This window comes from Bacillus cereus group sp. RP29 (assembly GCF_040459765.1).
Taxonomy (GTDB): Bacteria; Bacillota; Bacilli; order Bacillales; family Bacillaceae_G; genus Bacillus_A; species Bacillus_A paranthracis.
The window spans coordinates 4,517,938-4,532,618 of sequence record NZ_JARVHN010000001.1 but is presented as its reverse complement, the minus strand read 5'-3'; the positions used below and the strand labels follow the sequence as shown (position 1 = coordinate 4,532,618).

Below are 14,681 nucleotides of genomic sequence, written 5' to 3'. Positions count from 1 at the left end.
AAAAATATTAAAAAAGATAGTTAGAAAGTTCTGATTTTTAATTGTGACGGAATAAAAAGAAGCAGTACTCTACCTCCATAGAGAACTGCTTCTTTATTATTCATTGTCGTTAGACGATGTTTCTGTATCTTCATTGCTATTTTTATTTTTCATTTCATTGTTACTTGATTCGCGTTCACTTGTATTTTCAGACTTAGATTCTTTTGTTTTCTCTGTACTTGTTTTTTTCGAATCAGAGTCTGTTTTTGTATATGCAGGTAATCCAAGATGAGTACGAAGATCGTTTGTAACCTTTGCTAATTCTTTTTTATCTGGATTGTAGTAATACGTTCGGCCGCCACCAGCGGATTTGCTACATGTATCGTCCCCTTTTTCCATATAGCAGTCGTCACCTTGAATTTGTAATTTCTCGATTTCTGAATCCGATCCGTACTTATAGAATGAAAGCATATCATCAAATGTTAAGTTTGTAACGAATTGTCCGTTAATATCATCAATGATGTTGCCAACTTTTGTTACAGAACCAACACTTGTTAGTTTCTTTAAAATAGCCTCGATAACGAGTTGTTGACGTTGTCCACGCATTGCATCACTATCGATGTGTCTTGTCCTAGCAAGAGCAAGAGCTTCTTCGCCATTTAACTTTTGAACACCTTTTTCTAGGTGAATTGCCTCTGCATTATCATTGCTATCTTGCTCAGTAAATTCAACTGGTACATCAACTTCAATACCGCCCAAGTCATCGACGATTTTTATAAATGATTTAAAGTTAAATTTCACAAAATAATCGACAGGAACATTCATTAATTTTTCAACTGCATCAATGCTTGCTTGTGGTCCACCATTTTTTCCATTTTTAGCAGAACCGAATGCATGAGCGTGTGTAATTTTATCTTTTTTCTTTTCTATTGGAATATAAGTATATGTGTCACGTGGGATACTTAATAGTTTTACAGTTTTGCTATCTTTATTAAACGTTGCAAGCAACAGCGCATCTGTTCTAATAGCTTCACCATATTCTTTTCCTCGGACATCGCTTTCATCAACACCCATTACTAAGACAGAGACATTGTTTGTAATAGGTTTTACAGCTCTATCACGTAAATCAGATTTATCACCGCGCGCTAAATCATGTGCGGCATTTCGAACAGCAGAAGATGCTTTATTTACTAAAAACCAAGTATAACCGCCGCCTATTAATAAAACGAATAGTATAGCGCTTATAATAACTTTTATTTTTTTCTTATTTTTTTTCGGGTTACTGCGTGTATTTTCTTGCAAAGATGGGTTTTGCTCCATTTCCTGTACTCCTTCATTTGGATTGAAATACGACACTCATATCCACTTATTATAATGAAATTTAGCGAAAAAAAACATTACAAATCATTTACATTTCGTAAAAATTCAATTTATTTATAAAAAGTCAGATATTCTATATTTTATTTTTCAGATGTAGAATAAGTATAAGGTTTTTTAGTAGAAATGAAAATATGTATTGTGAGAAAGTAATAGAGAAGTAAGATTTGTTGAAATATAGCCAAGAAGAAATGAATAGGTCTACTTGTTTCTTCTATATAATAAAGAAGAATTTGACGGATAAAGGAGAGAACATAATGAATCATACATCATTCCGAGCAATCGTTGTGAACGAAACAGAAAATAAGCAGTTTGTAAGAAACGTTGTCGAGAGAGAAGTAAGTAGTTTACCTGAAGGGGACGTATTCATACAGGTTCATTATTCTTCACTAAATTATAAAGATGCTCTTTCAGCCACTGGTAATAAAGGTGTTACGAGAACATATCCTCATACGCCAGGAATTGATGCAGCAGGAGTGGTTGTGAGTAGTAAAGATGCTACCATTAAGGCGGGAGATCAAGTCATTGTAACGGGATATGATTTAGGGATGAATACTTCTGGTGGTTTCGGAGAATATATTCGCGTGCCAGCATCTTGGATTGTCCCTTTACCAGAGGGAATGTCATTAAAGGAAAGTATGATGTACGGGACAGCAGGTTTTACAGCTGCTTTATCAGTATATAAGCTTATTAGAGCAGGTATAACGCCAAGTATGGGAGATGTACTAGTAACAGGTGCTACAGGTGGCGTAGGAAGTGTAGCTGTTAGTATTTTAAGTAAGTTAGGGTTTAGCGTAGTAGGAGCGACAGGAAAAATGGAAGAGGAACAGATGCTACTACGTCTAGGAGCGAAAAAGGTGATTCATCGCGCAGAATTGAATGATGAACCAGGAAGACCAATGCTTAAAGGAATATACGCCGGGGTTATCGATACTGTAGGTGGACATATGTTAGAAACAGCTTTAAAAACGGTAAAGTATGGCGGGTGCGTAACGACATGCGGTAATGTGGCAGGCCATGAATTACAAACAACGGTATATCCGTTTATTTTGCGAGGCATAAGCCTGTTAGGAGTAGATTCTGTACAGTGCCCAGTAGATGTGAGAAGAGATGTATGGACGCTCCTAGCAAATGAATGGGAAAACAAAGAGTTACTATCTTATACAGAAGAATGTACATTAGAAGAATTAGATGAGAAGTTTACACTTATATTGCAAGGAAAGTTAAAAGGTAGAACGGTTGTAAATATGAAATGAAAAAAGAGACGCTCATGTTAGCGTCTCTTTCCTATTATAATGATTGTTTTAAATGGACTTTACCTTGTTCACCTAAAACACCATCAGCGATATTTACAGCGTGATCGCCAATGCGCTCTAAGTTACTTACCATATCAACGAAGATGATACTTGCATCACCTGAACAGCTACGTTCATTCAGACGTAATACGTGACGTTTACGAAGAACACGTTCCATTTGATCGATTTTACGTTCTTTTGCAATAACTGTTTGAGCTAGTTCAGTATCGAAGTTTGTTAAAGCTTCAACTGCGTCTTGTAATGTTGAAATCGTTAACTCAAGCATTTCATTTAATTCAGCTAGTGCTTCGTTTGATAGGGAAACACGGTTTGAAATTTGGAAATCAACAAGTTCTACAAGGTTTTCTACATGATCACCGACACGTTCAATATCGCCAACGACACCTGCTAAAACGGAATGTTTTTCAGAATCTGTAGGTGAAAGCGGCTTTTCTGATAGTAAAACTAAATACTCGGTAATTTTTTTATCTAAGTTGTTAATAGCTCCTTCTAATTGAGTAGCCATGTCAGCGTGTTTTTTATCTTGTGTGTTTAAAAATTGGTTTGCTTCTTTTAATCCATGTAATGAAAACTCAGCCATACGAATAATCTCTTTTTGTGCTTCAGTTAAAGCAATAGCTGGAGATTGTTCAATAAAGATTGGATTTAAATGTTGCGGTTTGAAATCAATAGCAGCATCTTCCCCGCGAATAATTTTCGTTACAATCCATGCTAATACAGCGATGAATGGGAACTGAATAATTGTATTCGTTACGTTAAATGTTCCGTGTGCAAATGCAATTGTCATCTCTGGATTTAAGTTTAATGACGTTTGGAAGTATTGAATTAAATTTGTAAAAGGTATTAATAAAATTGTAAAGATGATTGTACCGACAATATTAAAGATAACGTGAACTAATGCTGCGCGTCTTGCAGCAATTGAAGTACCGATTGCTGCTAATACAGCTGTAATTGTTGTACCGATGTTATCACCAAACAATACAGGAAGGGCAGCTTGTAAATCGATTGCACCTTGACCGAATAGTTCTTGTAAAATACCGATTGTTGCACTTGAGCTTTGTACAATTAAAGTGAAGACTGTACCAACAACAATACCTAAAATTGGATTATCACTCATGCTAACCGTTAATTCTTGGAATGATTCTAAAGAGCGAAGAGGCTTCATACCTGTGCTCATTAGTTCTAAACCGAAGAATAACATACCAAAACCGAATATAACTTGACCTAAAGAATGTACTTTTTTATTTTTAAAGAAGAATAGTAAGATAGCTCCAACTGCCATAATTGGAAGAGCATATTCTCCGATTTTAATTCCAATAATAAATGCAGTAACTGTCGTACCGATGTTCGCACCCATAATAACACCGATTGCTTGTCTTAATGTCATAAACCCAGCACTTACAAGTCCGACTGTTAAAGCGGTTGTTCCTGAACTTGATTGGATTAATACGGTAACTAACATACCTGCTAGTACACCCATCAGTGGGTTTGTTGTAAAGCGATCTAGAATATCACGAAGACGATCTCCAGCAGCTTGTTGCAGTCCATCGCCCATGTATTTAATTCCGAATAAGAAAATACCTAATCCACCAATGAACTGGAAGATCATATCTTGAACATTGTATTCCACGCATTCCACTCCTTAAATTTCATGTACGATGTAATTATTAACTGAACCGTGAGCCACTGTAAACGATTTATCAGTAAAATTTACACTAAATTTACAAAGGGATAAAAAGTTTACAATTCTTTAAAGAAACAGCTGTATTTTATTGGTTTTTATCTTTTGTAAATCGTATTTTTGTAAAGAAATCACACTCTTTAGAATAGTGTTTTTCATTTGTATATGAAGGAAAGCGTCTGTGAGTTCATCGTATATTTTTTGATGAAAGGTAAAAAAATATGTAGGAAAATGCATGTAGTTTTATAAACTCAAAAATACGTAAAAAAGCCACTGGAATTATCCAGCAGCTTTTTCTGTGTTTTTATTTCCATGCTTTTGTCTTCTTACACTTGTGATGTAAATGAATAGGAAAGCAATAAGTAATAGAGAGGAATAACGATATACAGTTGCGTAGTTTGTAAAATGTGCAATGAATCCAAAAATAATCGCGCCAGCACCAATTCCAAGGTCAAATGCTGAGAAGAATGTAGCTGTTGCGACTCCTCGTCGGTGCGGTGCTACTCGGTCAATCATCCACGCTTGTAGTGCAGGTTGAATCGCTCCGAAACCACTTCCGTAGCATGCTGCTGCAATAATTAAGCTTGGAATGGTAGTTGTATACGACAATAAAATAATCCCTGTAAACGTAATAATAACTCCTGGAATAATTACGAAGGAATGACCTTTCGCATCATATAACTTTCCGGAAAATGGACGAGTAACAGCGATTGCAAGTGCATTAAATAAGAAGAAGAGGCTTATATCAGCAATGCCGACTTCCGTAGCAAATAACGTAATAAAGCTTCCGATTCCCCCGTACATTAATGTAATACATAATATTAATAATGAAGGAAGTAAAGCTTTGCGCTCAATAAATCCATCGAGAAAGGTACCAGATGTTTGCTGTGGTGATTGCGGCGATTTTTTGATTTGAAGTAGTTTCGTTAATATTAATGAAACAATTGTACAGGAAAGTGCACATAAAAAAAGAATCGTGAAGTTATATGTTTGCATAAGCCAAAGTCCGATAAGTGGACCGAGCGCCATTGCAATCGTTCCAGAAAGACCGAAATATCCCATGCCTTCACCGCGGCGAGCTTGCGGAATTAAATCGGAAACGACAGTTCCATATGTAGTCGTTGTAATACCAAAACCAGCTCCGTGTAAAATTCGAACGGCAAGCAATAGGAAAACAGTTGAAGCGAAAAGATAACTACCCATAGCGAGTAAACAAATAGCAGTACCGATCATTAAAATGATTTTTTTGCTGAATTTTTGCAAGGCATTTCCAGTTAGCGGTCTAACAAAAAGTGCCGCAACAGTAAACATACCGACAACAAATCCAATATTGGAACTTGTACCTCCAATTTCTTTCACATAAACAGGTAAAGTCGGAATTAACATTTGAAATCCTAAAAACATACATAAGTTTGCTAGAATTAGCGCGACAAATTCTTTCGTCCATAACGGTTCTCGTTTTACGAGTATTGCTTCTCCCATATATTCATCCCCTATATAAAAAATTTCTCTTTTCTTTCGAGTATATGTATTGGCCAATGTAACAGTCAAGGAAGGTGCCTTGAAAACGTACAACAATTTTCGAGGTAAAAAACTGACAAATTTGTGGAAAGACTACACAACTATGAAAAAAAGATGTAAAGTATAGATGTATAGACTGGTAGTTGTTATGAATGATAGAAATTGTTTTTCCTTTAAAGAAAGCGGATTCAAAAAGTAGTGAATGAGAAGGGGATATATACTTTTTCGCTACATATATTTGAAAAGGTTTACAATATGATGAAGAAAGAGGCGTGTACATATGAGACGATTAGGTATTTCTATTTATCCAGAACATTCAACAGTAGAGAAAGATAAAGAGTATTTAACATTAGCAAGTAAATACGGATTTACTCGTGTATTTACATGTTTATTATCTGTAGATGGTGAAAAAGAGAAAATTATAGAAGAGTTTAAAGAAACGATTTCTCATGCAAATGCATTAGGATTCCAAGTGTTAGTTGATATTAGTCCAGCTGTTTTTGAGCAATTAGGTATTTCATATAACGATTTATCGTTTTTCCATGAACTAGGTGCGTACGGTATTCGTTTAGATGTTGGTTTCTCAGGATTAGAAGAATCAATTATGACGTACAATCCGTATGGCTTAAAAATTGAGATCAATATGAGTAACGGTACGAAGTATGTAGATAACATTATGAGTCATAGACCAAATCGCGAAAATTTAATTGGTTGCCATAATTTTTATCCGCATCGTTATTCTGGATTATCATATGATCATTTTATGAAATGCTCGAAACAATTTAAAGATTACGGTATGAGAACGGCTGCTTTTATTTCATCATTTGATGCAACATATGGACCTTGGCCAGTAACAGAAGGATTATGTACGTTAGAGCAGCATCGTGAATTACCAATGACAACACAAGCGAAGCATTTATTTGCAACAGAATTAATTGATGATGTTATTATTGCGAATGCTTATGCATCAGAAGTAGAATTACAAGCACTAGGTGCATTAAATAAAGAGAAACAAACATTTGATATAGAGTTATATGATACAACGACAGAACTAGAAAAAATTATCGTATTAGACGAACCTCATTTTTATCGCGGGGATGTATCTGAATATATGATTCGCTCTACACAAAGCCGTGTGAAATATAAAAAAGAAGAGTTTAAACCTCATCATACACGTGAAATTAAGCGCGGCGATCTTCTAATTGATAATGAGCAATATGGCCAATATAAAGGTGAATTGCAAATTGCATTAAAAGATATGGTGAATACAGGAAAAACAAATGTAGTTGGTCGAATTGTAGAAGAAGAGATTTTCTTATTAGATTATTTGCAAGCATGGGATAAATTCGGATTTACATTAAAGAAATAGATAAAATAAAAGGGAAAAACTACTGATTTCAGCAGCTTTTTCCTTTTTATATATAAATTGCGAGAGGAAGAGCTATGACAAAGGTGCATCAGCGATTAGTTTCTATTTTAGAGGAGTTTTTAGAAGAGAAATCGATGTTAAATCGAGCTTTTTTAGCGAGCCGTTTACATGTATCAACGAAGACGATTCAAAAAGATATAAAATTATTAAATGATATATTGGAAGAAAATGGAGCAAAAATTGAATCGCAAAGAGGGACTGGATACGAACTAGAAATTATACAAGCGAAGAAGTTTGAAGAGTTTTGCGTGAGTCTATTTCAAAAACAGACGGAAAAGATCCCAACTTCTTACGAAGAAAGGATAGCTTACATTCTACAACGTATTTTAACGACAGATGGGTATGTGAAGCTTTCACAGTTAGCAGAGGAGATTTATGTAAGTAAATCGACTGTAAATTTAATTATGAAAGATGTGACAGATATATGTGGTCGCTATCAATTACAAATTGAAAAGAGACCGTATTATGGTATACGTATTGTCGGAGAGGAGTTTCATATTCGTTCTTGTTTATCACAATATGGTTTACCGCGTTATGACCATACTCCGTTTCATGAGCAATTTGAGCAGAATGATACATACTTATCGCTACCTCATATACCGCTTATCCGTTCGATTATATTAAAGTATATCGAAGGAGGAACGATATACTTATCAGATATAGAAATTGATAATTTAGTCATTCATATTGCAATTGCATTAAAGCGTTGTGAAGATCAACATTATATGAAAGGACTACATGTAGAGCAAGCTGAACTTATAATAAAGAAAGAATATACAATTGCGAAAGAGATTTTAGGGGATTTAGAGAAAGAGTTGCATCTTTCATTTCCAGAAGAAGAAGTTTTATATGTGACGATGCATTTATTAAGTACTGCTGTTACAGCGAAAGATCGTTATGAAAATGTGGAAGAACTATTAGGAAAAGATCTATATGCATTCATGCAACATATTCTTTTTAAAGTAGCGGAAGAACGGAATCTTATTTTTTATTATGATGAAGAATTATTATTTGGGTTTGGTGTTCATTTAAAAACGTTATTAAATCGTTTGAAGTATAAGTTAAATACGAGAAATCCTCTTTTGGCAGAAGTGAAAAAGAATTATCCGTATGCTTTTGAAATTGCGGTTCTCGTTGGAGATATAATTGGTGAATATACGGGAGAATCGATTCCGGAAAGTGAAATTGGTTATATTGCGATTCACTTTGGCGGAGCGATGAGCCGTTTACAGGAACAGAATCAAAAGAAAAGATGTTTATTAGTTTGTGCAACTGGTCAAGGAAGTGCCCAACTATTGAAATATAAAATTCTATCACAGTTCCGAGATAAATTAGAGATTGTGGGAATTACCGGTTATTATCAATTGAAAGTAGAAGACCTTTATAAAGATAAAATAGATTGTATTATTAGTACGATTCATATACCAAGTGGTTTACCTGTGCCTGTTATAAAAGTAAACTCAATATTTGATGATAAAGAGATTAAGTCAATTGGTCAGCAGTTATTTACGCATGTGAATACTAGTGTACAGCAATATATGAAGGAAGATTTAATCTTTTTAAATCACAATGCTTCTACGAAGGAAGAGGTTATCCGATTTTTATGTGAGAAAGCTGCTGAGAAAAACTATGTACCAGAACACTTTTATGACTCTGTTATGGAAAGAGAGAATACATCCCCTACAGCGGTTGGGAATTTAGTTGCGATTCCACATCCGATGCAGTTATTAAGTGAGAAAACATTTTTGATGTTTTGTACACTTAATAAAGCGGTTGACTGGGGAGATAAGAAAGTACAAGTTATTATTTTATTTAGTGTAAAGCGCAATAATAATGAAGATTTACAAAAGCTTTATGATTTTTTATATGATATTATGTCTAATCAAAATACGATAGAGAAATTAGCTCAGGCTGAAGTGGTTGAAGATTTTCAAGAGATATTATTATCGTTATAAGAGAAGTATATAAAAACTTCCGTTACACAACGGAAGTTTTTTATGTTTAATTGTATGCGTTTTCATAATAAGATAACAATATAGAAAAAAGATGGCTTGGGGGAATTTAAAATGACTGATATGCAAACTCCATTTGCGTTAATTTTACATGGTGGCAACGCGAGAAGCGCGTCACTTGAAGCAATTGCTTTTGCAAGACAAGGAGATTTTGAGAATGCGAGTGAAAAGATGAAACTTGCTAGGGAAGAAATTTCAGCAGCTCATCGTATTCAAACAGACTTAATTCAAGAAGAAGCAGGAGGAAATCATGCAGAAATCAGTTTACTGTTAGTGCATGCACAAGATCATTTAATGAATGCAATTACAGTGAAAGAACTTGCTGAAGAATTTATCACTCTTCATAAACGAATAGAAGAGAAAGTGACAGTATAAGATGTACATTTTATTATGTTGTGCAGCAGGCATGTCAACGAGTATGGTTGTAAGAAAAATGCAAGAAGAGGCAATGAAACAAGGGAAGGATTATAAAATTAAAGCAGTTGATTCAGAACTTGTGAAACTGGAAATAAAAAATGCTGATGTTGTTTTAATTGGTCCGCAAGTGAAATATTTATTTCCAGCCGTAGAGTTTCTTGCAAATTCATACAATATACCAGTTGCGATTATAGACCAACGAGATTATGGCATGTGTGATGGTTTGAAAGTACTGAAACAAGCAGAACAATTAGTTTTAGCATAATTATATTTTTTTAAATATAAACATTATAATGTTATAACTTTATTTCATTTTTTCATAGAAAAGAGAAAGAGGAGGGGTTTTGATGAATGGCTTTATGAGTTTTATGGAACAAAAGATTATGCCAACAACACAAAAGATTGCCGGACAGCGACATTTATTAGCAATTCGAAACGGGGTTATTTCTACATTACCGTTAACGATTGTCGGATCATTTTTCGTTATCTTTTTAAACTTACCAATTGATGCATATATGGAGTGGATTGCACCGTTTCGCCATATTTTAGATATTCCATTCCGATTTACAGTAGGACTAATGGCGTTATACGCAGCATTTGGGGTAGGGGCTTCGCTCGCGAATTTTTATCAGCTCAATCAGTTAAGTGCAGGGTTATTATCTGTACTCGCCTTTTTACTAGCATCAGTTGAACCCATTCAAATTACGAAAGCCGTACCAGGTGTTATTGATGCAGGTAGATACATTTCAGTAGGAACATTAAGTGCAACATCTTTATTCGGCGCAATTGTTACAGCTTTAATTGCAGTAGAAATTTATCACTTTATGATTAAGCATAATATCTCAATTAAATTACCAGATAGTGTACCACCAGCAGTTTCAAATTCGTTTGCAGCATTAATTCCAACGCTAGCAGTTATTCTTTTATTCTGGGGCATTCGCTACGGTTTGAAATTTGATGTAAATACAACAATCACATATTTAATCGCACCACTAAAATCAGTATTAGTAGGAAATAATTTATTCGGCGGTTTATTAACAGTATTCTTAATCGTATTCTTCTGGTCATTCGGTATACATGGCCCTGCGATTTTAGGACCGATCATTCGTCCAATGTGGGATTCTGCAATTCTTGAAAATATGGAAGTATTCACAGCTACAGGAAATGCACATCAATTACCAAACTTATTTACAGAGCAATTTATTCAATGGTTCGTATGGATTGGTGGATCAGGCTCAACGTTAGCTTTAGTAATTATGTTTATGTTCTCTAAATCTAAGTTCTTAAAAGAGTTAGGTAGATTATCATTCGTGCCAGGCTTATTCAATATTAACGAACCAATTATTTTCGGGGCACCAATTGTAATGAACCCAATCTTAATTATTCCGTTCGTTATTACACCGTTAGTGACAACGACAGTATCATATTTCGCAGTTGTTTCAGGTATGATTCCGATGATGATGGCGAAACTGCCATTTACGATGTTAGCACCAATTGCAGCGATTATTAGTACGGACTGGACAATTATGGCTGGTGTACTTGTACTTGTTAACTTTGTTATCTCATTCGTTATTTACTATCCGTTCTTCAAAATGTATGAGAAACAACAATTAGCAGGAGAGGAGAAAACAGAATGCTCGGAGCAATTATCATCTTAATTACATTTGTAGCGGGGCAGTGTATTGCACATTATTCAAAATGGGTACAAAGTAAATCTTTATTAGTTTTACTACTAGTATCAATTGTATTTATCGGTAGTTCAATGGGTGCCTATGTAATGCTAAGCTTACAATCACCGTACGTAATTATTGTACCAACGATTTTATGTGCAACATGTTTATCTGCAAAATATAGATTTACGAGCATGGCATTAATACAACGTGTGAAGGAGATGCAAAAGCATGGAGCGTAAATTAGGAATTTCACTTTATCCAGAGCATTCAACGAAAGAAAAAGATATGGCATACATTTCGGCAGCGGCACGCCACGGTTTTTCAAGAATATTCACTTGTTTATTGTCTGTGAATCGTCCGAAAGAAGAGATTGTAGCTGAATTTAAAGAAATTATTCATCACGCAAAAGATAACAATATGGAAGTGATTTTAGATGTAGCTCCGGCTGTTTTTGATCAGCTCGGTATTAGTTATAGTGATCTATCATTTTTCGCAGAGTTAGGTGCAGACGGTATTCGATTAGATTTAGGGTTTGACGGATTAACTGAAGCGAAAATGACGAATAATCCGTACGGCTTAAAAATTGAGCTGAACGTAAGTAACGATATTGCGTACTTAGAAAATATTCTTTCGCATCAAGCGAATAAGTCAGCTTTAATCGGTTGTCATAACTTCTATCCGCAAAAATTTACTGGACTTCCGTATGACTATTTCATTCGCTGTAGTGAACGCTTTAAAAAGTATGGTATTCGCACAGCAGCATTTATTACGTCACATGCAGGTGACATCGGTCCATGGGATATTAATGACGGATTATGTACGTTAGAACAGCATCGTAATTTACCAATTGAAGTACAAGCAAAACATTTATGGGCAACAGGGTTAATTGATGATGTGATTATAGGAAATGCTTATGCGAGTGAAGAAGAGTTAGAGAAACTAGGAAACTTAAATCGTTACATGTTACAGCTGAAAGTAAACTTTGTAGACGAGGCGACTGAAGTAGAGAAGAGAGCTACGCTGCAAGAATTACACGTAAGACGCGGTGACATAACAGAATATATGGTACGTTCTACAGAAGTACGTAAAAAGTACAAAGACTATGACTTTCCAGTGCGTGAAAGCGTACTGCAGGAAAGAGGGCAAGTTGTAATTGGTAACAACTCATTTGGTAAGTACAAAGGCGAACTACAAATCATTCTAAAAGAAATGCCGATAGATGAACGGAAAAATATTGTCGGTACAATTGCAGAAGAAGAGTTATTCTTACTAGATTATGTAGGAGCTTGGACGCAGTTTACTTGTGTGGAATAGGGGAGAGAAGGAGAGGATGCTGTGGCATCCTCTTTTTTCTGTTGAAATGGTAGTCTATTGATTCTTCCATTAACAAGGATTTTATACAGAGATAGTTCTTATATTCGTTCAACCGTTATTAGGGTGTTAGCAAAAATAGGGGGAGCAGACTTGTAAATAGTCTATATTGAAGCTTTACAGGATAGAAATGCGATGGTGAAATATGAAGCTGTTCGAGCTAGTTATATGTATGGCGACGAAATGGCAATGAGACCAATTTGCGAACGTGTGAATAAAATTGTCGCTAGAAGACGTAAAAATGAAGTAGAGCCTACGGATGAATCAGAGATTATCATTGCTCTTCGTTTCTTACATAAGTTTGTTGATCAGGAAGAAGTTTTAAAGACATTTGATAAAGTGTACAAAAAACGTGGAAACTTGTTTATGTCGGAGAGGGAGTGGCTTCGAGATAATATTACTTACTTTCAAGAGAAAGAGAGAATGTAAGAATTATAAAAAAGAGTCAGCCTCAATTGAAGTGACCCCCGAAAGTTAGACAGGTCGTTTCATTAGGCAGCCTCTAGGGTATGAGCCCGGTATTGTACTGGGCTCATACCCTTTAATTTTGCCTTAATTCTTTTATGGTTATAGTATTCTATATACTTTGCTAATTCTTGTTTGAAATGTGTTATATTTTCAAATTCTTTTCGATACAGAAATTCCGATTTCATGATACCGAAGAAATTTTCAATAACGGCATTGTCATAACAGTTTCCTTTGCGAGACATACTTTGAGTTATGCCACAATTCTTAAGAGAATGACGGTATTGTTTCATTTGATAGTGCCAACCTTGATCAGAGTGAATGAGGAGTTTATCCGGATCGGTTACACAATAAAGTGCTTGGTCCAACATCGTTGAAACAAGGGAATAGGTCGGTCTGGGACCAATTGTATACGTGATAATTTCACCATTAAATAAATCCAACATTGGTGATAGGTATAACTTCTCCCCAAATAATTTAAACTCCGTAATATCTGTAACCCACTTTTCATTTGGTTTTTCAGCTTGGAAGTTGCGATTTAAAATATTTGGCGCAATTTTCCCAACTGTCCCTTTGTAAGAGCGATATTTTTTCATACGAACCAGACATTTTAATCCTAATTCTTTCATAAGGCGATACACTTTTTTATGATTTACTTTGTGTCCACGATTCATAAGTTCATCACGAATACGACGATAGCCATAACACCCATCGTGTTCATTATAAATAGCTTGAATCAGTTCTTTTACCTCCGCATTTGGATCAGGACGATTAAAACGTTTCATCCAGTAATAGTACGTACTACGTGGAATGTTTGCGAGTTGAAGTAACTCCTTGATAGGAAATTCATGCCTTAACTCGTAGATTACTTGCGCTTTGTCTTGTTTGGTGATTTTTCTTTGTTTTGAACTAAGGCATTCAACTTTTTTAAATATGCATTTTCCATACGTAAACGCTCATTTTCCGCTTGTAAGGCTTTGATTGATCCTTCATCTACTGGTTTTATTTTTTTATCTTTCATGGTTGGACGCCCCTTTTTCTTTAATTGTAGGGCATCCAATCCTCCTGTTTCATAAGCTATTTTCCATTTCCGAAGTGTTTCATAAGACGGTATATTGAAAAGTGCCGCTGTTTCTCTGATAGATGTCCCGTGTTCATTCATATAATAAAGTACATCTAGTTTATACTGCGCTGGGTAGAATGTATAGCACTTTTCAAAGGCCTTTTCACCTGAAGACTCATATCGTCTAATCCACTCACGAAGTACGCTAGGGTTAACTCCTACAGATTTAGCAATTATTTTTCCACTTTCTGTACCATCTAAATATCGTTTCACCGCTTGGATTTTTTCTTTTGAAGAAAATTTAGCCATAAAAAATGCACCTCCAATTGTTAGACTGTGTCTAACAATTGGGGTGCACTTCAAATGAGACTGACTCT

General features: G+C 35.2%; 12 protein-coding genes and 1 pseudogene. 9 read left to right on the top strand and 4 right to left on the bottom strand.

Features of this window, described 5'->3' with window-relative positions; genetic code table 11:
• Positions 1–96: 96 nt before the first annotated feature.
• Positions 97–1,299, bottom strand: a complete 1,203-nt coding sequence (locus QCI47_RS24050) for an LCP family protein (RefSeq protein ID WP_000437431.1) — start codon at positions 1,297–1,299, stop codon at positions 97–99.
• Positions 1,300–1,613: 314 nt separating this feature from the next.
• Between QCI47_RS24050 and QCI47_RS24045 the strand changes: the two genes are divergently transcribed.
• Complete coding sequence (locus QCI47_RS24045; protein ID WP_309422835.1) at positions 1,614–2,612, top strand: YhdH/YhfP family quinone oxidoreductase; 999 nt, start codon at positions 1,614–1,616, stop codon at positions 2,610–2,612.
• Between the two features lie 34 nt (positions 2,613–2,646).
• On the opposite strand, the gene QCI47_RS24040 is transcribed toward QCI47_RS24045, so the two are convergent.
• The gene (locus QCI47_RS24040; RefSeq protein ID WP_000456257.1) at positions 2,647–4,302 is read right to left on the bottom strand and encodes a Na/Pi cotransporter family protein; all 1,656 of its coding nucleotides are present in this window, start codon (positions 4,300–4,302) and stop codon (positions 2,647–2,649) included.
• A gap of 330 nt (positions 4,303–4,632) precedes the next feature.
• Positions 4,633–5,835 (bottom strand): MFS transporter, encoded by a 1,203-nt coding sequence (locus QCI47_RS24035; protein WP_000503266.1) that lies wholly within the window; start codon positions 5,833–5,835, stop codon positions 4,633–4,635.
• 319 nt (positions 5,836–6,154) lie between these two features.
• Here QCI47_RS24035 and QCI47_RS24030 point away from each other — a divergent pair, with 319 nt between their 5' ends.
• From QCI47_RS24030 to QCI47_RS23995, 8 genes and pseudogenes are all read left to right on the top strand, one after another.
• Complete coding sequence (locus QCI47_RS24030) at positions 6,155–7,243, top strand: DUF871 domain-containing protein (protein ID WP_001253343.1); 1,089 nt, start codon at positions 6,155–6,157, stop codon at positions 7,241–7,243.
• 74 nt (positions 7,244–7,317) lie between these two features.
• On the top strand, positions 7,318–9,258 hold the full coding sequence (locus QCI47_RS24025) for a BglG family transcription antiterminator (protein WP_000169840.1): 1,941 nt from the start codon (positions 7,318–7,320) through the stop codon (positions 9,256–9,258).
• 111 nt (positions 9,259–9,369) lie between these two features.
• Positions 9,370–9,690 (top strand): PTS lactose/cellobiose transporter subunit IIA, encoded by a 321-nt coding sequence (locus QCI47_RS24020; RefSeq protein ID WP_000131334.1) that lies wholly within the window; start codon positions 9,370–9,372, stop codon positions 9,688–9,690.
• 1 nt (position 9,691) lies between these two features.
• The gene (locus QCI47_RS24015) at positions 9,692–9,997 is read left to right on the top strand and encodes a PTS sugar transporter subunit IIB (RefSeq protein ID WP_000275647.1); all 306 of its coding nucleotides are present in this window, start codon (positions 9,692–9,694) and stop codon (positions 9,995–9,997) included.
• 82 nt (positions 9,998–10,079) lie between these two features.
• A complete protein-coding gene (locus QCI47_RS24010; protein ID WP_001013054.1) occupies positions 10,080–11,390 on the top strand; it encodes a PTS sugar transporter subunit IIC in 1,311 nt (436 codons plus the stop codon).
• Entirely contained in the window at positions 11,366–11,644 is a 279-nt protein-coding gene (locus QCI47_RS24005) for a hypothetical protein (protein WP_000900037.1), read from the top strand. The genes QCI47_RS24010 and QCI47_RS24005 overlap by 25 nt, the downstream gene beginning before the upstream one ends.
• The gene (locus tag QCI47_RS24000) at positions 11,634–12,719 is read left to right on the top strand and encodes a DUF871 domain-containing protein (RefSeq protein WP_074544234.1); all 1,086 of its coding nucleotides are present in this window, start codon (positions 11,634–11,636) and stop codon (positions 12,717–12,719) included. Before QCI47_RS24005 ends, QCI47_RS24000 begins: the two co-directional genes overlap by 11 nt.
• A gap of 60 nt (positions 12,720–12,779) precedes the next feature.
• Positions 12,780–13,205: pseudogene (locus QCI47_RS23995) on the top strand (HEAT repeat domain-containing protein); the annotation flags it as partial.
• Positions 13,206–13,267: 62 nt separating this feature from the next.
• On the opposite strand, the gene QCI47_RS23990 reads toward QCI47_RS23995, so the two are convergent.
• Positions 13,268–14,613, bottom strand: a protein-coding gene (locus QCI47_RS23990) for an IS3-like element ISBth10 family transposase (protein ID WP_152692390.1) whose coding sequence is annotated in 2 segments (ribosomal slippage) — positions 13,268–14,172 and positions 14,172–14,613 — 1,347 coding nt in all. Because the reading frame shifts where the segments join, the coding sequence is not laid out codon by codon here.
• Positions 14,614–14,681: the final 68 nt, after the last annotated feature.